Source organism: Stenotrophomonas sp. 2619, from assembly GCF_040548725.1.
Taxonomy (GTDB): domain Bacteria; phylum Pseudomonadota; class Gammaproteobacteria; order Xanthomonadales; family Xanthomonadaceae; genus Stenotrophomonas; species Stenotrophomonas maltophilia_AP.
Genome location: NZ_JBEPSF010000009.1, coordinates 25,369 through 46,156, shown reverse-complemented (window position 1 = coordinate 46,156; position 20,788 = coordinate 25,369). Strand labels below are relative to the sequence as shown.

The window sequence follows — 20,788 nt, the reverse complement described above, 5'->3', positions numbered from 1 at the left end:
CGGGATATTCTGCCACGGGTATTCACATTCCCCGCGACACGCCCATCACAGCCTGCAGCACCGGCCCGCCCTGCCAGTGTCCGCGGTTGCAGCGCCGGCCCGGTTGCCGTCGCACTACGGTGGTCGAGCACGTTATCCAGCGTGCATCCTCGGTGCCCAGTCATCCCAGTTCGCCTCCTGCACGCCCGCCCAGCGCAGATTGCGGCGCGCCACACTGTCCACCGCCTGCGCGTCGGGTAGGCCAAGCAGCAGGTCACCCGGTGCTGCGTCCACTGGATCGTCGGCAAGCATGTCGTCAGGACAGCCCAGCAGCGCGAGCGTTGCCTTGCGCGCATATCGGTAGACGCCGTCACCGCGGCAGCTCACCGGCTCGATCCGCCAGCCCGGCGGCGGCGCCAGCAGCAGCACCCGCAGTCGCTCCAGCGCCTTCTCGCTGCCGGCCACGCTCAACGCATCGATGTCCACCAATGCCTGGGGACACGACGAAGCCGCCGGGAAACTCCACGCCATGGCCTGGCCCAGCGCGGCTTCATCCACCATCCCGCCCCCGTGGGCCAGATAGCGACCGAGCGAGGTAACCAACGCCTGCGGTGACGCTTCGGCAGCGCCATGAAACGCTTCGATGGCCTCGTGGTACGCCTCTGCGCATCGACGCGGCCCGTGGAAGTCGAGCATGAACGCCCGGCCGTCGGCCGACAGGCGTGCGCGCAGCGTGTCATCCCGGTAGAGCGTGACCAGTGCGTCCTGCAGCGACGCATCGTCGAACGCATCAGGCAACTTGATGACGGCATGGTCGGGCAGGTCGGCCATGGCGCCGTTGGCATTGACCACGGTGGCCAACCCGTGATTCATCGCGTCAAGGACCGCAGCCGACGTCTCGCCTCGCGAGAAAGTCCGCAACTGCACCGCTACGTCGCCGGCCATCAGGTAGCGGCGGAAATCCTCCCGCTCGGCGAACCCGGTGATGTGGATACGCTTGCCTGCCGGACTGGACTGGATGCTGCGCTCGAGCGCATGGCCATAGTCGTTCGGATCGGCCTGGCCGACGAAAACCAGATGGCACCGCTCATCCTTGGCCAGCGGTGACGCCAGCCACGCATCGACAAGGCGTGCGTTCTGCTTGGACGGCGCCATGAAGCCGAAGCTGCAGACCACGAAGGCGTTTTCAGGCAGGCCCAGGGCTGCGCGTGCAGCGCGGCGCTCGGCAGTGCCGGGGAACGCCGGCGCACGCATGAGGGGAACCTCACGCCACGACGCCGTATCACCGCAAGGGTAGTACTGCTGGGCCATCCGGCGCGAAACGGCGGAATGGACAACCACGCCCTGCGCCGCAGACAGCACCGTGAAATTACAGGGATAGTCCTGCATGAGCTGCTCGTGTTGCCGGGCGGCCTTGGCCGGCATCGGCACGTAACCATGCGAGCGGTACAACGCCTCGTTCCATGTGCCAGGCATCCCCATGGCCAGTTCGCGGTAGGCAAACAGGCCACTGAGGAAGAAATCGTGCAACACGACCACGCCCGGCACCCGCTCCAGCAATTCCACCATGTGGGCGTGATACATCGAGTTGCCGAAATGGTAGATCACCCGGTCATAGCCGGCGCCGTGGGCCTGGAACCACGCCAGGTCACGCACCCGCGCCGTGCCCTCCACGGCATGGTCGTCGATGCCGGGCTGGGTGAGGATCACATCGATCTCATAGAAACGCGCCAGCTCGGGCACCAGCTCGGCACTGTAATCGGCGATCCCGCTGCGCTCCGGCGGCATCGGCGAAACATAGGCCAGGCGTGGCCGCGGAGCAGCCAGCGGACGCTCACAGCATGCCTCCATCGCCGCGATGGCCTTGATGGCGCTGGCATCCCACGAGAACTTCAGCGCCTGCACCGGCGCGTGCGCGAGCAGCCGCTCGCGGAAGGCTTCGTCGGTCAGGCCCTGCGCCATCTTCTGCATGATGGCCAGGTCGTCATACGGGTCGAACAGGGCCTCTTCCAGGCCGATGACCTCCGGCAGGCTGGACGTGGCCGCACCGATAACCGGCGCACCACACTGCATCGCCTCCAGCGCGGGCAGGCCGAATCCTTCATGCCAGGACGGGAACACGAACAGCCGCGCGATGTTGTACAGCGCCACCAGGTCCTCTTCCGGCACGAATCCGGTGAGCACCACTTCGTCCTCGCGCAATCCACAGTCGCGCATGAGGGCGGTCAGCAGGCGTCGCGGTTCCTCGTGCACGGAGCAGACGATGGCCAGCTGATGCGCCGATCGCACGTTCCTGGGCAACTTCGCATACGCGCGGATCAGCCCTTCAATATTCTTGCGATGGTCAATGCCGCCGGTGTACATCACAAAGGGACGCGTCAGCGCATACCTGCCGCGGACGGACGCCTCGTCCAGGGCATCGGCCCCCAGGCGCTGGAAGCCCTCGTCGATGGCTGAAGAAATATTGACCACGCTGTCGGCATCGAAGCCGAGGTAGTCCACCGCCTCCTGCGCGGCCGAGGCGGAGATACCCAACAGCAGGTCGGCCCGTCGCATCTGCGCAATCTTGCCGTGATACCAGCGCGCCATCACCGGGTTGTCCAGGTAACGCTTGCGGTAGATCAACGGGATCAGATCGAACAGGGTCACCGCCGTGCGCATCGGGCTCCTGCCAACGCCGATGCTGGTGATGGCAGGTTCGCCCAGCCCTTCAAACAGACTGGACACATGCACGATGTCCGGCTTCAACGCCTGCAGGAAGGCTTCACGCAGGTGATCATCCACCCCATCGTCACCGACCAGGCCGGCCGTGCGCACCGGCAGCCAGATGTGGAAACGGTCCGCCGGCAGCGTGTCACCGAACGCCTTGATGATGGGCTCGATGCTGTCCTCGAAGCGACCATTGAGCACGACATGGATCTCATGGCTGCCCGCATTGCGCACCATGGCCAGCGCCAGCGACAACGAATAGCGGCCGATGCCACGGAAGCGACTGCCGGACTGCGCTCCCTGAAGGTCGATTACGATGCGCACTTAGGCCTTCGCTCCTACCACTGCATGGCGCAGGCGCAGCAGACGCTGTCTTGCCTGGGCCGAAACATCCGCCGGCAACGGCTCAGCAAGCAGTTGCCGGAGGGCCGTCGAATCCACCGCCGTGATCACCTGGGGGCCCGGATGAATCACCGTCGGCCTGCCCATGGCGGCACCATGCCAGGCGCGCAGGCGCGCATCCAGCGTCGGCATCGACGCCAGGACGTTGCCCGCCGTACGCCTGAGCCTCGGCGAGCGCGACGCACGGCGAAGGACGCCGAAGACGACCCGTTTCACTGCAGGCTTGAACGCGTGCACGCCCTGCCGCGCCAGGCTCACCGGCGCCTTGGCGACTGCGCGCAGCATGCGCGACAACACCCGCAGGGGCGCGGTGACGATCCACGAGGTGCTGTTATGGATGATCGTAAGATCGCCATGCAGCTTGGCCACCTGGGACAGCGCAAGGTCGCGCTCCTCCGAGACCTGTGCGATGGCGGCGGCCACGGCCTCGGCAGCGGTCGCCTTGGCCTGCACCAACTCTTCCTGCAGGCGACCGGCGTGGCTCATGGCCCATGCCTGGTCTGCCAGCAGCGCCTTCAGCCGCTCGCTGGCTTCCAGCCGCTGCTGCAGCATCCGCAGCTCGAACTCCGTATTGGCCTGTTGAGTGCTCGACAACGCGTCCTTGACCTGAGCCAGCTCGGCGGAAATCCGCGCCAGGTCGTCTCCCCTGCGTGCCGCTTCGCCGTGGGCGGCGGCGGCATCGAGGTTCAACTTGGCGGCAAAGGTGGATGTGGCGGTGCCGGCCAGACGGAAGCGGTCGAACACGTTCGGCCCGACCTGGAATGCATCGGCCAGTTCCGGATGGGCGTCACTGACGTAGAAGCGGTTGAGGCCGTCGAAGTACACGAACCGGTAGCCCTTCTCGACAACCAGCGCGTCCCACTCCTCGTAGTTCTGTTCCTGGCTCATGGGCCGCGTGCTTTCGATCACCAGCACCCACGGGCGCAAGGGACCATGCCAGCCCTCCAGGACCTGCTTTTCGGCACCTTCGACGTCGATCTTCAACCAGTGGACATCGCCTTCGACGATCGCCAGCACCTGATCGAGCGTGACCACCGGCACCACGACGCGGGTGACGTCCCGGCCATCGCGTTCGTAGCCCTCGGCAAGGTCTTCACGTGAGGTGCTCAACCCGGTGCCGGACATCGCAAACAAGGCACCGATCCCTTCTTCGGCCCCCACCATCACCTGCATGACCACGTCACCCGGCCGCTCCTTGCGAAGCTGTTCCGCATAGAACGGCATGGGCTCCACGTGCACGCCCTTCCAGCCCTGCTCATGGAAGGCCCGGCTGACCGAGTCCTCGTAGGCGCTCTGCGCACCCACGTCCACGTAGTTGCCTGCCGGCACGTGACCCAATGCGCGCCAGAGGATCACATCCTCGAAATTCTGCGCGTAGGAAATGATGCCGTCTTTCATGCGATGCCCCCCTTCGCAGGCACATGCTGTTCTTTACCCCGTTCGATGACGAAATCGCCATCGAGCCAGGTCGTACCGATGAACACGTCCCGATCAACATTCACCACGTCGAACACCAGCAGGTTGTCGACCCATTCGTAGTTGTTTTCAAGATGGTTGTCCCCGCTCACCAGGGCCGGCGAGACAGAGTAGGAACCCGGGCCGAGCGTGCAGGTGAACGGAAGAGAGAACACCACCGTCTCGCCGGCAACCAGCCCGTGCTCCACCTGCTTGGTATGCCAGGTATTGGTGCCCCAGACCACGTGCCCATACTTGTCGCGGACCATGTAGCCCAGCACCAGCCGGTCCACCGGCGCGTGCACGCCAGCGACCAGGCGGAGCTCCACCTTCTGCCCCACCGTGGCGACCTGGATCGGATTGCCCTGCGCATCCCGCAGTGCCAGCGAATTGCAGGTCACCTCGCGCGTCCCGCTGCGCGTCAGCATCCAGCCGTCCGCTTCCCGATGCTGCTCGATGTTGAGCGAGGCATTTTCCTTTTTCGCCACCAGCGCGTTGTAGTAGTCCACTACTTCATCGGGCGAACCATCCTTGAGCACGCGACCAGCGTCGAGCAGGATCACGCGATCGCACAGCGTCTTCACCTCGGACATGCCGTGGGAGACGAACAGGATCGACGTCCCCTGCTCGCGGAAGGCCCGGATGCGATCGAAACTCTTGTGCTGGAAATAGGAATCACCCACCGACAACGCTTCGTCGACGATGAGAATGTCCGGCTTGAAGGCGGTGGCCACGCTGAAGGCCACGCGCATCTGCATGCCGCTGGAGTAGGTACGGACGGGCTGGTCGAAGTAGTCGCCGATCTCGGCAAACGCTTCGATCGCTGGCATCGCCTCCAGCACCTGGCTCATCTCGTAGCCCATCAGGCCAGCGGCATGGGTGGCGTTCTGGCGACCGGTAAGCTCGGGATTGAACCCCATGCCCAGTTCAAGGATGGCAGCAATGCGCCCGCGCCGGCCCACCTGGCCGACGGTGGGCCGCACGGTGCCCGTCACGATCTTGAGCAGGGTGCTTTTTCCTGCACCGTTCTGGCCGATCAGACCAATGGCCTCGCCCGGACCGACGTGCAGATCGATGTCCTGGAGTACCCAATGCTCATCGGTGGGACGGGCGGGAATGCCAAACCACGACGCCACCCGCTTCCATTCGCTGCCCCAGGTCCGGTAGGACTTGCCAACGCCGGAAAGTGTCAGTTCGCCGCTCATAGTGCATCCACCATTTCAGGCGAGGCCCGCCGGAACACGATCATCGCCACCAACGCAGCGGCCAGGGTAAAGACGGTCAGCACCGCCAGCTCGCGCAGCATCGGCGGCTTGCCGAACACGAGCACGTTCTGATAGCTGGCCACCAGCGGGTACAACGGGTTGAGCTTGAAGAACTGCTGCACGCGCTCGGGCAGGATGTTGATGCTGTAGACCACCGGGGTGAGCCAGAACAGCGCCTGCAGGACCACCGGCACCACCTGCCCGATGTCGCGCATGAACACATTGAGCGAGCCAAGCAGGATGCCCACCGACATGGACAACAGCAGCGTCAGCAGCATCAGCGGCGGCAGCCACAGGGCCTGCGCGTCCGGCAGATGGCCCAACGCGGCGAACACCCCGAAGATGGCCACCATCAGCAGCACGTTGGTGACCAGCATCTGGCCGGCCGCGATCAACGGCAGGCACAGCCGCGGGAACGCCATCTTCTTCATCAGGTTGCCATTGTCGATGAACAGGTTGGTGCACTTCTGCAGCGTTTCGGAGAACAGCGTCCAGCACAGCTGCCCGGCCATCAGGAAGATCGCGTAGGCATACTTGTTGTCGATGCCGGGCAGCTTGGCGGCCAGCACCTCGGACAGGATCAGCGCGAAAATAAGCACCTGGGCCAGCGGATGGATGATCATCCACAACCCGCCCAGCTTGCTCCGGATGAAGCGCGACCGCAGGTCGTTCTTGATCGATGAGAGGATGAAGTGGCGGTAAGCCCACACCGCACGGAGAAGTTCTTTCATGACACCCTTTGTTGGGAATGCCGGTCGCCCGGCAAGGAAGTGCGTTCAAGCAGGTGGGTGATGGCGCTGCGCAGGCCAGATGCGCATGCGGCCGATGACAACGTCTGATGGATGTCCGTACGTGCCTGCGCGCCCAGCGCACTGGCCAGGGCCGGCTCGCCGCGGACGCGGCGCATGGCAAGAGCGGCCTGCTCGATATCGGCATCAGCCCATCGCGCGCAGGGATCTCCGGGGTAGTCGCCAGGCTGCACCGGCACCAGCTGCGCATCCACCAGCAAGCTGTTCTGCGCCGTCATGAAGTCCAGGTTGCCCGACCACGCGGTGGCGATCACTGGCTTGCCGATGGCCATGCACTCGGCCATTCCCAGCCCCAGTCCTTCGCTGCGATGCAGGGAAACATAGGCATCGCAGCAACGCTGCAGCGCGGCCACATGCGCAGGGGCGATCAAGTCGTCACGCACCTGTACCCGGTCGTCGGCGCCGGCAAGGGACAGCAGTGTCTGCAGCTGCTCCGGATGCCGGTGGCCATGGCTGGTCTTGAGCAGCAAGCGCACCGAGCGGTCGCCGGGCGGAAATGCCGCGCGGAAGGCCGCAATCACCGCACCGGGATTCTTGCGCTGCATCCACGAATTGAAGTCGAAACTGTACAGGAACAGGAAAGGCGCCTCTTCCAGTCCAAAATCCATGCGCTGCAGGCCGCTGTCCACTGCTGCGTGCATCGGTACAGGTACGTGGAACAATGGCGTGCTGCACGCGCGGGCAAAGGCGTCCTGGATGAACTGCGTTGCCACGACGATGCCATCCACGCGCGCGATATCCGGCTGCCACGCCTCGGGAATCGCCTCCAGCTCCCAGAACCAGCTGGCCAGCAGGGGCTTGCCCTGCAGGCGCGTGGGGCCGATGCGGTCGAGCACCTCGGAAAAATCATCCGGATTGGTACAGACCAGGTTGACGGCGTGCGGGGCGGACGCGTCGTAGTAGTGGACCAGGTGCGGATCGGCGCCGTTGCCCGGTGTACCGATGTCCACCAGTGCGACGGGCACGCCGTTGCCCGCCAGGGCGCGCGCATACGCACGCGCCACTTCGGCCAGACCGAACTCGCCCGAAAAATGGCCGAAAACGTTCAACCCGGGCGCGCCGGCTTCCGATGGACGGAGCGTCGGGGCGGCCGCCCGCTGTATGGGCTGCGACCAGGCCGGCGTACGGGCAAAGCGCAATTGCTCCACCACACTACCGGCCATCGCCGAGGACGCCTTTTCGCGCCACGCCCGCGGCAGCGGGCGATACAAGGCACGCACCAACCCCTGACTGCGCAGCCATGCCGACAGCCGCAACCAGCGACTGCCCGTCGGCACAGGTGCCGCCATCACGGCGAACCGGGTGCAAGCCAGGGGCGGGGCGTGCTCACGAAAGCGCACCTTCCAGATCGACCTGCAGATCCCCGAGCTCTTCCACGCCCACGCTCAGCCGCACCAGCGCATCGCTGATGCCCAGCTGGGCGCGGCGTTCCACCGGGATCGAGGCATGGGTCATCACCGCCGGGTGGTTGACCAGGCTTTCCACGCCGCCAAGCGACTCGGCCAGGGTGAACAGCTCGGTCTTCTCGCAGAAGCGCTTGGCCGCCGCGAAACCACCCTTGAGGACGATCGAGACAATGCCGCCGTAGCCGTTCATCTGGCGCGTGGCCAGCTCATGCTGCGGGTGGCTGGTCAGGCCCGGGTAGATCACTTTTTCCACCGCCGGGTGCGTTTCCAGCCACTGGGCCAGGGCCAGCGCGTTGGCGCAATGGGCCTTCATGCGCAGCGGCAGGGTCTTCAGGCCACGCAGGGCCAGGAAGCTGTCGAACGGGCCCTGCACGCCCCCGATGGAGTTCTGCAGGAAGGCCATCTGCTCGGCCAGCTCGGCGTTGTCGCCCACCACCACCATGCCGCCGACCATGTCCGAGTGCCCGTTGAGGTACTTGGTGGCCGAGTGCAGGACCAGGTCCGCGCCCAGTTCCAGCGGGCGCTGCAGCATCGGCGAGGCGAAGGTGTTGTCCACCACCACGATCAGGCCGTGGCGCTTGGCGATGGCACTCACCGCGGCGATGTCCACGATCTTCAGCATCGGGTTGGTCGGGGTTTCGATCCAGACCATCTTCGTCTGCGCGGTGATCGAGGCCTCGAACGCGGCCAGGTCGGTCAGGTCGACGAAGCTGAACTGCAGGTTGGCGGTGCGCTTACGCACGCGCTCGAACAGGCGGAAGGTGCCGCCGTAGATGTCATCCATCGCCACCACGTGGCTGCCGGCGTCCAGCAGCTCCATCACGGTGGAGCTGGCGGCCATGCCCGAGGCGAACGCGAAGCCGCGGCTGCCGCCTTCCAGGGACGCCACGCAGCGCTCGTAGGCGAAGCGGGTGGGATTGTGGGTGCGCGAGTACTCGAAGCCCTGGTGTTCACCGGGGCTGGATTGGGCGTAGGTGGAGGTCGCGTAGATCGGCGGCATCACCGCGCCGGTGCTTGGATCCGGCGACTGTCCGCCGTGGATGGCCAGGGTAGCCAGGGCAAGCGCACGGTTGCCGTGCCCGGAGGAAGCGTGGTCGGACATGTTGTTTCCCAGCAAGGAGAGCCCCGGTGGGGGCTCCCGCAAAAGGAGCGGAAGTCTATCAGCGGCGGCTTAATCGGCCGTTGACGCGGATAAACGCAGATTCAGAGCAGCTGCGGCCGACGCCAGGCGCTTACTGAACGCGGCGGCGCAGGTAGTTCAGCAGGTCGATGCGGGTGATCAGGCCCAGGAAGGTGCCGCCGTCCATGACGATGGCCACCTGGCCACGGTCGAACACCGGCAGCAGCGCCTCGATCGGGGACTTCACATCCAGCCGGTCCAGCTTGCTGACCATGGCCGTGGCCACCGGGTCGCGGAAGCGGGCTTCATCGCCGTACACGTGCAGCAGCACGTCGCTTTCATCGACGATGCCGACCAGCTGGTCGCCGTCCATCACCGGCAGCTGCGACACGTCATACAGCTTCATGCGCTGGTAGGCGGTGGTGAGCAGGTCGTTGGGGCCGATCACGACAGTGTCGCGCTGGCCGTACGGGCGCAGGATCAGGTCGCGCAGGTCGCCGCTCTGCGGGCGTTCCAGGAAGCCGTTGTCCAGCATCCAGTAGTCGTTGTACATCTTGGACAGGTACTTGTTGCCGGTATCGCACACCAGCACCAGCACCTTCTTCGGGGTGGTCTGCTCCTTGCAGTACTTCAGCGCCGCCGCCAGCAGGGTGCCGGTGGAGGACCCGCCGAGGATGCCTTCCTTGCCCAGCAGCTCGCGCGCGGTGTGGAAGCTTTCCGCGTCGGTGATGGCGTAGGCCTTGGTGACCCGGCTGAAATCGGCGATGGAGGGCAGGAAGTCTTCACCGATGCCTTCCACCAGCCAGCTGCCCGACTTGTCGTTGAGCACGCCGTCGTTGATGTACTCGGCCAGGATCGAGCCGACCGGGTCGGCCAGCACCAGCTCGGTCTTCGGCGAGGCGCTGGCGAAGGCGCGGGACAGGCCGGTCATGGTGCCCGAGCTGCCGCAACCGAACACGATCGCGTCCAGGTCGCCGTCCATCTGTTCCAGGATCTCCGGGCCGGTGCCGAACTCATGGGCGGCCGGGTTGTCCGGATTGCCGAACTGGTTGATGAAGTACGCGCCGGGGGTTTCCTCGGCCACGCGCTTGGCCATGTCCTGGTAGTACTCCGGGTGGCCCTTGGCCACGTCCGAGCGGGTCAGGCGCACTTCGGCGCCCATTGCCTTCAGGTTGAAGATCTTCTCGCGGCTCATCTTGTCGGGCACGACCAGGATCAGCTTGTAGCCCTTCTGCTGGGCTACCAGGGCCAGGCCCAGGCCGGTGTTGCCGGCGGTGCCCTCGACCAGGGTCGCGCCCGGGGCGAGCTCGCCGCGCTTTTCAGCGGCCTCGATCATCGACAGGCCGATGCGGTCCTTGATCGATCCTCCGGGATTGGCGCTCTCCAGCTTCAGGTAGAGCTCGCAGACACCGGTGTCCAGGCGCTGGGCCTTGACGATCGGGGTGTGCCCAATGAGGTCGAGTACAGAGGAGTGGATTGCCATCGGATCACATCGTTCGCGCCGCAATGCGGCCGGACCGATGATTATCCGACGGTTGACGCTGAAAGTCAGGTTACGACGATCAGAAGGTGCCTGCCGGGCGGTGGGCGGCGGCGTGATGCCAGCCGCGACGCGGGAGCGACGCGAACGGCGCCCGTCGACGAGGAGACGGACGCCGCCCGCGGCGTTGGGTCAAAACCTTACATCAATGCATGGGGGAGTCGTACATCCGTTCCAGCTTCTGCTTGGCCAGCAGCTTCTCACGCTTCATCTGGCCCAAGGTGAGATCGTCTATCGGCAGTACACCGAGTTGGGCATCCATGCACTTTTTGTTCAACTTCTGGTGCCGTTCGTAAAGTGCCTTGAATTCCGGATCACGCTTGCGGCGTGCGTCGATCTCGCTCTGGGGCTGACCTTCAAACATGATGAACCTCCTATCGCTGTACGGCAGAAACAAGAACGCCCCGGCCAGACGGCACGGGGCGTTGCTTTTGGGTGGAGCACCTGGCGGTGACCGCGACCGAACCCGCATGCGCAACCGGGACTGCCCGGACTGCAGACTGCTGTGGTTCGTGCCCTCGGTTCATCGGCCCGGCCCTCCAATCGTCCGGGTCGCGGAAGGCGGCCCGGACAATTGACCCTACGCCTGCCCGGAGGGGTCTTCAAGCGTTTCATTTGAAATTTTCGACGCACTCCAGCCGGGGTTCAGGCTGAACGCGCACTTCAACGAAAATTAAACAAAAACAGACAGTTGCGTCATGACCAACGGTCATGTGCTACCGACTAACCCGCCGCCGGGCCGACCTCTTCCACCCTGCCGGGGACCCCGCCGTCACGGCGGTGATCCCGGGGTGCCGGGCTCACGGCGCGATGATCACCTCGGCCGAACGGGCCTTGGTCGCCGCGGCCTTCTTGCCGACCACCTGCAGCCGGCTGGCGCTGACGCCGGCGGCCACCAGGGCATCACGCAGGGCCTGGGCGCGCTGGTCGCCCACTCCGGCGGCGGCGTCGTAGGCCTCGATCCGGATCCGGCCCTTCTTGCCGATGTTCAGGTACTCGGCCAAGGCCTTGGCCTGGCCCTTGGCGCCGCCGGACAGGGTGCCCTTGCCAGCCGCGAAGGCATCGCCATTGAAGGTGAACACTTCGCCGCGGCTGTCGAACTTCGACCCCGGCAGCTTGTTGCCCGAGACCAGCTCGGCTTCCTCGCGGGCCAGCTTGGCCGCGTTCTGCTGGGCCGCGCTCAGCCGAGCGGTCTGCTTGCCGGCCACGCTGGTCAGCGCCGTCTCGGCGTCCTGGCGGGCCAGGGCCTCCTGTTCTGCCGCCTGGCGCAGGCGCTCGGTTTCCTCGGCCTGGATCTGCGCCTGTACGCGCAGCCGCTCGGTTTCCTGCCGGGCGCGCTGGGCGTCGCGCCGGCTGGCTTCGATCAGCAGCTCGCTGCGGGTGCGTTCGAGCTGGTCCACCTCGCGCTGGGCCAGCGCGGCGCGCACGCTGGTTTCGGCGATCTCGACCCGGCGCTCGGCCAGGTAACGGGCCTGGTCCAGGTCGCGGCGCTTGGCCTTGGCCAGGTCGGCCACGGCCTGCTGGGCCTGCAGGCGTTCAAAAGCGGCCAGCTGCGAGGCGTCGGGATTGGCCTGGATTGCCATCAGGCGCTGGGTCAGCTGGGCCACGGCCGGGTCTTCGGCGGCCTGGGCCAGCAGCGGCAGGGCCAGGCCGGCGGCCAGCACCAGGGTGGACGCGCGCAGCGTGCGGGACTTCTTCGGCGCGACGGTCATCAACGGTTCTCCCCGGTGGCGAGCTGGCGTTGCAGCTGGGTCACTTCATTGCGACGCAGCTGCAGCTGGGCGGTGGCCGTGGCTTCTTCGCTGCGGGCGCGGGCCAGGTCGGCGTCCACGGTGGCGCGAACGGCTAGGGCCGGGGCGTTCTTGCGCTCGCGGCGGTCGCCGGCGGCGCGCTGGGCCTGTTCCAGGCCCTGGCGGGCCACGGCGATCAGATCCGGGGCGTACTGGTCGGCATCGGCCTGGGTGGCCTTGTCCACCGCCTGCCGGGCCTGCATCAGTTCCAGGGCGCCGTCCTGGGCCTGGGCGGCGCCTGCCAGCGCGAATGTGCACGCCATCACGCAAACAATCATGACCACCGACGGGATACGTCGTATTTGTGCGAAGCTATTCATTGGGGGTGCCGTCGCCAGAAGTAGGAGCGCGGCCATTGTCGGAAGCCTGCGGCGTGCTTGCAATGGCACGCGGCCGATTGTTGGGGAAACATTTCGCATGGATATCGGCTATTTCCTGAAGCTGATGACCGAAAAGAACGCGTCGGACATGTTCTTGACCACCGGCGCCCCGGTCTACATCAAGATCGAGGGCAAGCTGTACCCGTTGGGGAACACCGGCTTGCCGCCGGGCATGGTCAAGAAGATCGCCTACTCGCTGATGGACGAGGGCCAGGTGCCCGAGTTCGAGCGCGAGCTGGAGCTGAACATGGCCATCGCCCTGGCCGAGGCCGGGCGTTTCCGCGTCAACGTGTTCAAGCAGCGCGGCGAGGTCGGCATGGTGATCCGTGCGATCCGCAGCAAGATCCCCAGCATCGAAGAGCTCAACCTGCCGCAGGTGCTCAAGGACGTCATCATGACCCCGCGCGGGCTGGTGCTGGTGGTGGGCTCGACCGGGTCGGGCAAGTCCACGTCGCTGGCGTCGATGATCGACCACCGCAACAGCACCACCACCGGTCATATCCTCACCATCGAGGACCCGATCGAGTACCTGCACAAGCACAAGATGTCCATCGTCAACCAGCGCGAGGTGGGGCTGGATACGCACGCCTTCCACAACGCACTGAAGAACGCGATGCGTGAAGCGCCGGACGTGATCCTGATCGGCGAAATCCTGGATGCCGAAACGATGGAGGCGGCCATCGCCTTCGCCGAGACCGGGCACCTGTGCCTGGCCACGCTGCACTCCAACAACGCCGACCAGACCATCGAGCGCATCCTCAACTTCTTCCCGGAAAGCGCGCACCGCAACGTGCTGATGAACCTGTCGCTGAACCTGCGTGCGGTGGTGTCCCAGCGCCTGGTGAAGGGCAAGGACGGGCGCCGCCTGCCGGCCACCGAGGTGTTGATCAACACCCCGATGATCCGCGACCTGCTGCGCCGCGGCCAGGTGCACGAGATCAAGGCGGCCATGGAAGCATCGCTGGAAGAAGGCATGGAAAGCTTCGACCAGTGCCTGTTCCGGATGGCCAAGAACGGCATCATCGAGCAGGAGGAAGCGCTGCGCGCGGCCGACTCGCGCGATGGGCTGGCGCTGAAGTTCCGCCTCTCCGAAGGCGGCAGCGGCGAGCATGATCCGTACGCGGATTTCTCGGCCAACAGCCCCCCGGCCGCGATCACCCACGGGTTCTGATGCACCGAGGGTGCCGCATCGACCGACGGTCGATGCGGCCGCTTCAACCCGCGTCGATCTGGTTTTCCGGGCGGGCCGCGTCGAAGGCCGGCAGTGCCAGGCAGGCCGCGTCGATCCGTACCAGCGTCGGGTACGCCGCCAGGTCCAGGTTGAAGCGGCGCGCGTTGTACAACTGCGGCACCAGGCAGCAGTCGGCCAGGGTCGGGCTGTCGCCATGGCAGAACCGGCCGGTCTCCACCGATTCGACCAGCAGCCGCTCCATCGCTTCGAACCCGACCCGCATCCAGTGCCGGGTCCAGTCGTCGCGCTCGGGCTGCGGCACGCTCCAGGTGTCGCTGAAGAACTGCATCACCCGCAGGTTGTTGAGCGGGTGGATGTCGCAGGCCACCAGCTGCGCCAGCGCGCGCACCCGCGCCCGCCCGGGGGCATCGTCGGGCAGCAGCGACGGCAGCGGGAACACCTCGTCCAGGTACTCCAGGATCGCCATCGACTGGTGCAGCACCTGCCCGTCATGGCACAGCGTGGGCACCAGCTCCTGCGGGTTCAGCGCCGCGTAGGCCTCGCTGTGCTGCTGGCCGCCATCGCGGACCAGGTGCACCGGCGTGATCCGATGCGCCAGCTGCTTGAGGTTCAGCCCGATCCGCACGCGGTAGGCCGCGCTGGACCGCCAGTAGCTGAACAGTTCCATGGCGCTCTCATCGGTGGCGGCGGTGGCGTTCAGGGCTTGGCGGCCTGTTCGATGCGCTGTTCGATGGCGCCGAAGATGCTCTCCCCGGCCGCGTCCAGCATTTCGATGCGGACCACGTCGCCGAAGGACATGAACGGCGTGCTCGGCTTGCCATCGCGCAGGGTTTCCACCGTGCGCAGCTCGGCAAAGCAGGAGGCGCCCTTGCGGGTGTCCTCGTTGGCGATGGTGCCCGAGCCGACGATCGCGCCGGCACCCAGCGGGCGCGTCTTGGCAGCGTGCGCGACCAGCTGGGCAAAGTTGAACTGCATGTCCACGCCCGCTTCCGGGGCGCCGAACCACTGGCCATTGATATGGGTCAGCAGCGGCAGGTGCACCTTGCTGTCCTGCCAGGCGTCGCCCAGCTCGTCGGGGGTGACGAACACCGGCGACAGCGCCGAGCGCGGCTTGGACTGCAGGAAGCCGAAACCCTTGGCCAGCTCGCCCGGAATCAGGTTGCGCAGCGACACGTCGTTGACCAGGCCCACCAGCTGGATATGGCCGGCGGCCTGTTCGGCGGTGACCGCCATCGGCACGTCGTCGGTGATCACCACGATCTCCGCTTCCAGGTCGATGCCGTATTCCTCGCTGACCACCTTCACCGCATCACGCGGGCCATAGAAGCCGGCGCTGGTGGCCTGGTACATCAGCGGGTCGGTGTAGAAGCTTTCCGGCACCTCGGCACCGCGGGCGCGGCGGACGCGCTCGACGTGCGGCAGGTAGGCACTGCCGTCCACGAACTCGTAGGACCGCGGCAGCGGCGCGGCCAGCGCCTGCAGGTCGATGTCGAAGACGCCGTCGGCGCTGCCGTCGTTGAGCGACTCATACAAGGCGTTCAGGCGCGGCGCCAAGTGGCTCCAGTCTTCCAGCGCCTGCTGCAGGGTGGCGGCGATGCCCGTGGCGCGCGCGCCGTGGCGCAGGTCGCGCGAGACCACGATCAGGGTGCCGTCGCGGCCGCCTTCCTTCAAAGAACCAAGCTTCATGGGTGGGTATCCGGGATCGCGAAAAATAGGTTTCGAGTGTAACCAAAATTGTCGCACCACCAAGCTGCAACGCGACATCCCACCCTACCGCACGTCACCCGCCCACCCAACCAACATCCTCGGCCCACCGGCCTCTCCCGCGAATCTCTCTATCCCTATCCCTATCCCCATCCCCATCCCCATCCCTATCCCCATCCCTTTACCTATGCCGTTGCGTCTGCGTCTGCTTCTGCCTCGGCCCCAAACGCAACGCCCCCGCAATGTCAGGAGGAGGCGGGGTGGGTCCGGTTGCAGGGGCGTGAGCGCCATGGATGGCGCGACCGAGCTTACAGGGACGTACTTGCAGCGTCCCCTGCAACCGGACCCACCCCGCCTCCCCCGCACACCCGCGCCGTTGCCGTTGCCGTTGCTGTGGCCGTTGCTGTGGCCGTTGCTGTGGCCGTTGCCGTGGCCGTTGAAGCCCCCGGGCGCAGCCCGGCCCCCCCTCCCAACCTGAACAGGCCAATTTGGTACGGATCTCAAACATCCGCTAGACTATGCGGGTCTGCAGCGGCCGTCCGTTTCCCTTCGGGATCGCCGGCGATATGGATCATTGATCCGTCGCCCGCCCCCACTCCGACGCCATTCGTCATGCATTCCAGTCTGCGCACCGCGCCGGCTGCACCCAATTCTCGCAGCGCGGTTTACGGGAACGCTCCGAGTCAGCCGATCACTTTTGATCTGCCTCGCGTCCGGCCATTCGGCCTGGCGTTACTTTGTCTTTGGAGCTTCCACCCGATGTCTTTTGAATCCTTGGGCCTTGCCCCGTTCCTGCTGCGCGCGTTGACCGAGCAGGGCTACGAAAACCCGACCCCGATCCAGGAACAGGCGATCCCGCTGGCCCTGGAAGGTCGCGACCTGCTGGCCGGCGCGCAGACCGGCACCGGCAAGACCGCCGCGTTCGGCCTGCCGCTGCTGCAGCACCTGGGCACCAACCCGCAGGCCGTCAGCGGTCCGCGCAAGCCGCGTGCGCTGGTGCTGGCCCCGACCCGCGAACTGGCCACCCAGGTGCATGACAGCCTGCGCGGTTACAGCAAGTACCTGCGCATCCCGAGCGCCTGCATCTACGGCGGCGTCGGCATGGGCAACCAGTTCGACGTGCTGCGCCGTGGCGTGGACCTGCTGGTGGCCTGCCCGGGCCGCCTGATCGACCACCTGGAGCGTCGCAGCGTCGACCTGTCGGGCATCGAGATCCTGGTGCTGGACGAAGCCGACCGCATGCTGGACATGGGCTTCCTGCCGTCGATCAAGAAGATCCTGGCCAAGCTGCCGCGCCAGAACCGCCAGACCCTGCTGTTCTCGGCGACCTTCGAAGAGAGCATCAAGCAGCTGGCCCTGGAGTTCATGCGCGACCCGGCGCAGATCCAGGTGACCCCGAAGAACACCGTGGCTGAAACCATCACCCACCGCGTGCACCCGGTGGATGGCGCGCGCAAGCGCGAACTGCTGCTGCACCTGCTGGCCCAGGACAGCCGCGAGCAGACCCTGGTGTTCGGCCGTACCAAGCACGGCTGCGACAAGCTGGCCACGTTCCTGGAAAAGTCCGGCATCAAGACCGCGGCGATCCATGGCAACAAGAGCCAGGGCCAGCGCCTGCGTGCGCTGGGCGACTTCAAGGCCGGCCGCGTGACCGTGCTGGTGGCCACCGATATCGCCGCGCGCGGCATCGACATCAACGAGCTGCCGAAGGTCATCAACTATGACCTGCCGATGGTGGCCGAGGATTACGTGCACCGCATCGGCCGTACCGGCCGTAACGGCTCGACCGGCCAGGCGATCTCGCTGGTGGCCCAGGACGAAGCCAAGCTGCTGCGCCAGATCGTGCGCCTGCTCGACAAGGACATGGACATCCGCGACGTGCCGGGCTTCGAGCCGCAGACCCCGATCCGCTGGGGCAACAGCGCGCCGGGCAAGGCCGAACTGCCGGGTGGCGATCGCTCGCCGCGCAAGCACGCGCGCCGTCCGCACGCCGAGGCCCCGCGTCACGCCCATGCCGGTCCGAAGAAGACCGGTGGCGGCCAGCGTGATGGCGCCGGTCGCGGCGCACCGCGTGGCGGCCAGCCGCAGGGCCAGCGCCGTGGCGGTGGCAATGGCGGCGGTGGCGGCCGTGGCCAGGGCAGCGGCGGCGGTCGCGCCAGCTGATCCGTTCGCGGACCGGTGAAACAGACAAGGGCGACGCTTCATGCGTCGCCCTTTTTTTGTGCCGGATGGGAGGCCCGCGGTAGAGCCGACCGTTGGTCGGCTGCGAACCGTTCGGGCACCGCGACAGCCGACCAACGGTCGGCTCTACCCCCTTGGCATCGCGACAGCCGACCAACGGTCGGCTCTACCCCCCCTGGCATTGCGATAGCCGACCAACGGTCGGCTCTACCGGCGGACTTCAGCTGCGTTGTTTGGTCGGGTTGAGCTGGTTGCCGAAGAAGATGGCGTTCAACAGCAGGCGCTCGGTGCCGTGCCAGTACTTGCGGTGCGCCGGGTCGTCGGCGAACAGCACCACGTTACCCTGCCCCTGCGGCGACACCAGCAGCCACGCCGCACCGGCGACGCGGGTGCGGTTGCTCTCGGACAGGTAGCCATTCACGCGTGGCTTCTCATCCACCCGCACCACGGTGGAGAAGGGATTGCGGCTGGGGTTGAAGCGGATGCCGTTTTCCTTGTTGATCGCCAGCTGCGCGCGCGGCAGGCCGAAGCCCAGCGGGTGGCTGGTATCCACGTCGGCACTGAGGATGTTGCCGCTCACCCGTTCGATGGCGGCAATGTCGCGCTGGTCGCCGAAGGCACGCCGCGCTGCGTCGGGTTCCTTCTCGTCTTCGCCCAGCACTTCGTCGGCCAGCTTCTGTTCGATCGCCCAGCGCGCGGCGGTGCCGTAGGTCACCAGCGAGCCGCCTGCGTTGATCCAGCGCTTCAACGCGGCCACCGCAGTAACATCCACGCCGGTGTAGGTGCCGCCGGCCAGCACGATGGTGGTGTAGCGGTCCAGCGACACCTTGCCCAGCTGCGCCGGATCGAGCTTGCTGGCCGGCAGCTGCACCTGCTGGTCCAGCACGAACCAGGCCGAGCCGATCTCGGTGGCACTCACGCCCTCGCCCATCACCAGCGCCACCGCCGGTTTGCGCAGCGCCTTGACGCTGTCACTGCCCAGGTCGATGCCGCTGCGGCTCTGCCCACTGGCCAGCGCCTGCACGCGCACGCCGCTGCTGCGCGCCGCGTCATCCACGGCGGCCAGCAGCGCCGCGCCCGCCAGCGGTTGCCCCGCCACCGGAATCACCACGCTGCCACGCGCGAACGCCTGCTCGCCGTCGGCGGTGGCAGCGGTGAATGGCTGGAAGGCGGCGCGGGTCTGCAGCCCGCGTGCCTGCAGTGCATACAGTGCGCGGCTGGCGTTGTAGTCGCGCCAGTCCAGCACATAGGCGTAGCCGGCCTGCCCGCCCACCACGCCGCCCTGGGCCGGGGCGACCGCGGTCACACGCGCGCCGCCGCCGATGCGGCTGCGGCTGCCGGCAAACGCCACGCCGTAGGCCGGTGCGATCGCATAGGAGGTGCTGCCGTAGAACACGTCGCCCTTGATTGGCGGGGTGTCGGCGAAGATGGAGTGGACCAGCCGGAACTGCGGCTGCGCGGTGGGCACCACGTAGGCGCTGCCGGGCTCGAAGCGCTGGCCATCCACGGTCACTGCGGTGCTCAATGCTTCCACCGTGATCTGGTGCTGCAGCAGCAGGTCCAGCAGTTTGGCGGTCAGCCCGGGATCGTGAGCGTCGCCGAACACGAACGCCTTCACCGGCTGCTGGCCAGCCTGCTTCAGCGCCGACTGGAAGAAGTCCTTCTGCAGCTTGAGCAGGCCATCGCGTTCGGTTACCGCGCCGCGGAGGGTGCCCAGCCCGGTGGCCACCTGGTTGCGGATGGTGAAGGGGAAGGTGAGCAGGCCATTCGCCGATTCCTGCACGCGGCCGCGCGAACTGGCCTGTTCGACGGTGACGCCGACTGCGCCGTGGAAGTCCGGGTAGGTGGAGCCGTACACCGGCGAGAAGTTGTCGAAGTTCTCGCCGGTGTAGTACAGCGAGCCCAAGGCGTCCAGCGCCTGGGCGTGGTACTTGGCCAGGGTCTTGTTGAACGCGTAGGACGAGGCCGGCAACAGCGGGCTGTGCATGCTCGCCGGCGACGGCTCGAAGTAGTAGGTGCTGTCCTTGCCCATCTCGTGGAAGTCGATCTGGACGTTGGGATACCAGCGGTGGAAGTAGGCGATCTTCGGCCGCGTGTCCTGCTGGGTCAGGGCCAGCCAGTCGCGGTTGAGGTCGGTGAAGTAATGGTTGGTGCGGCCCTGCGGGAACGGTTCGACATGTTCCTTGTCGGCCGGGTCGGCCGAGGCCGGCGAGGAGGCATAGGCGTTGTGCCAGCTGGCCGCGCGGTCGCGCCCGTCCGGGTTCTGCGCCGGGTCGAACAGCACCACCGCCTGCTGCAGCCACTGCGCGGTGTCCGCGCTGCGGCTGGCCACCAGGTAGTAAGCGGTGAGCAAGGCGGCTTCGCCGCTGGAGGTTTCATTGCCGTGCACGCTGTAGCCCAGCCACACCACCACCGGGCTGTTGCCGGCCGCACTCAGCGGCTGCGCCGGATCGGCCAGGGTGACGTGCTGGCGGCGCAGCGTTTCCAGCTGCTGCTGGTTCTGCGCCGAGGTCACCGTGGCGATCACCAGCGGCCGACCCTCGTAGCTGCTGCCGATCTGTTCGACCTTGATTTTGTCCGAGTGTTTGGCCAGTTCGTTGAAGTAGGCCACCAACTGGTCGTGCCGCGTGTAGCGGCTGCCGATCTCGTAGCCCAGGAACTGCTGCGGGGTGGGAATGGACGGGTCGAATTCGCCGCCCTGCGGGAAGAAATACGCGTTCTGCGCGAACGCTGGCGCGGCCAGCAACCACAACGCGCCCACCAGCCAGGTGATGGGACGTGACACGACACGATGCAAAGACACAGCAGTTCCCCATGAAGCGGGCCGGCATCTCCGCCGGCCCCGATGGATGCGCA

The 20,788-nt window shown here is 66.5% G+C and carries 15 protein-coding genes; 2 read left to right on the top strand and 13 right to left on the bottom strand.

Annotated features, from left to right (window positions below):
* Positions 1–132: 132 nt before the first annotated feature.
* The 10 genes from ABIA71_RS10620 to ABIA71_RS10575 form a co-directional block, all read right to left on the bottom strand.
* Positions 133–3,012 (bottom strand): glycosyltransferase, encoded by a 2,880-nt coding sequence (locus tag ABIA71_RS10620; RefSeq protein WP_354285171.1) that lies wholly within the window; start codon positions 3,010–3,012, stop codon positions 133–135.
* Entirely contained in the window at positions 3,013–4,488 is a 1,476-nt protein-coding gene (locus tag ABIA71_RS10615) for an FkbM family methyltransferase (RefSeq protein ID WP_354285170.1), read from the bottom strand.
* Positions 4,485–5,750: an ABC transporter ATP-binding protein gene (locus tag ABIA71_RS10610; RefSeq protein WP_354285169.1), complete on the bottom strand. Its 1,266-nt coding sequence runs from the start codon at positions 5,748–5,750 to the stop codon at positions 4,485–4,487. Before ABIA71_RS10610 ends, ABIA71_RS10615 begins: the two co-directional genes overlap by 4 nt.
* On the bottom strand, positions 5,747–6,541 hold the full coding sequence (locus ABIA71_RS10605) for an ABC transporter permease (protein ID WP_354285168.1): 795 nt from the start codon (positions 6,539–6,541) through the stop codon (positions 5,747–5,749). Before ABIA71_RS10605 ends, ABIA71_RS10610 begins: the two co-directional genes overlap by 4 nt.
* Positions 6,538–7,908 carry a glycosyltransferase gene (locus ABIA71_RS10600; protein WP_354285167.1) on the bottom strand — a complete coding sequence of 457 codons (1,371 nt, stop codon included), beginning with the start codon at positions 7,906–7,908 and terminating at the stop codon, positions 6,538–6,540. Before ABIA71_RS10600 ends, ABIA71_RS10605 begins: the two co-directional genes overlap by 4 nt.
* A 37-nt stretch (positions 7,909–7,945) precedes the next feature.
* A complete protein-coding gene (locus ABIA71_RS10595) occupies positions 7,946–9,127 on the bottom strand; it encodes a cystathionine gamma-synthase (protein ID WP_354285166.1) in 1,182 nt (393 codons plus the stop codon).
* Positions 9,128–9,257: 130 nt separating this feature from the next.
* Positions 9,258–10,628: a pyridoxal-phosphate dependent enzyme gene (locus tag ABIA71_RS10590; protein ID WP_128095524.1), complete on the bottom strand. Its 1,371-nt coding sequence runs from the start codon at positions 10,626–10,628 to the stop codon at positions 9,258–9,260.
* 202 nt (positions 10,629–10,830) lie between these two features.
* Entirely contained in the window at positions 10,831–11,049 is a 219-nt protein-coding gene (locus ABIA71_RS10585; protein WP_038690653.1) for an HP1242/YdcH family protein, read from the bottom strand.
* A 436-nt stretch (positions 11,050–11,485) separates the two neighbouring features.
* On the bottom strand, positions 11,486–12,397 hold the full coding sequence (locus ABIA71_RS10580; protein WP_354285165.1) for a coiled-coil domain-containing protein: 912 nt from the start codon (positions 12,395–12,397) through the stop codon (positions 11,486–11,488).
* Entirely contained in the window at positions 12,397–12,738 is a 342-nt protein-coding gene (locus ABIA71_RS10575; RefSeq protein ID WP_051598900.1) for a DUF4398 domain-containing protein, read from the bottom strand. Before ABIA71_RS10575 ends, ABIA71_RS10580 begins: the two co-directional genes overlap by 1 nt.
* A 154-nt stretch (positions 12,739–12,892) precedes the next feature.
* Between ABIA71_RS10575 and ABIA71_RS10570 the strand changes: the two genes are divergently transcribed.
* Entirely contained in the window at positions 12,893–14,026 is a 1,134-nt protein-coding gene (locus tag ABIA71_RS10570) for a PilT/PilU family type 4a pilus ATPase (protein WP_354285164.1), read from the top strand.
* 43 nt (positions 14,027–14,069) lie between these two features.
* Here the strand turns inward: ABIA71_RS10570 and maiA are convergent, their stop codons facing one another.
* Together maiA and ABIA71_RS10560 are read right to left on the bottom strand one after the other, a co-directional pair.
* A complete protein-coding gene (gene maiA / locus ABIA71_RS10565; protein ID WP_354285163.1) occupies positions 14,070–14,714 on the bottom strand; it encodes a maleylacetoacetate isomerase in 645 nt (214 codons plus the stop codon).
* A gap of 29 nt (positions 14,715–14,743) precedes the next feature.
* Complete coding sequence (locus tag ABIA71_RS10560; protein WP_354285162.1) at positions 14,744–15,733, bottom strand: fumarylacetoacetate hydrolase family protein; 990 nt, start codon at positions 15,731–15,733, stop codon at positions 14,744–14,746.
* 777 nt (positions 15,734–16,510) lie between these two features.
* Here ABIA71_RS10560 and ABIA71_RS10555 point away from each other — a divergent pair.
* Positions 16,511–17,914: a DEAD/DEAH box helicase gene (locus tag ABIA71_RS10555; RefSeq protein ID WP_354285161.1), complete on the top strand. Its 1,404-nt coding sequence runs from the start codon at positions 16,511–16,513 to the stop codon at positions 17,912–17,914.
* 238 nt (positions 17,915–18,152) lie between these two features.
* Here ABIA71_RS10555 and ABIA71_RS10550 read toward each other — a convergent pair whose 3' ends face one another.
* Positions 18,153–20,735 carry a M14 family zinc carboxypeptidase gene (locus ABIA71_RS10550; RefSeq protein WP_502961233.1) on the bottom strand — a complete coding sequence of 861 codons (2,583 nt, stop codon included), beginning with the start codon at positions 20,733–20,735 and terminating at the stop codon, positions 18,153–18,155.
* Between the last annotated feature and the right edge of the window lie 53 nt (positions 20,736–20,788).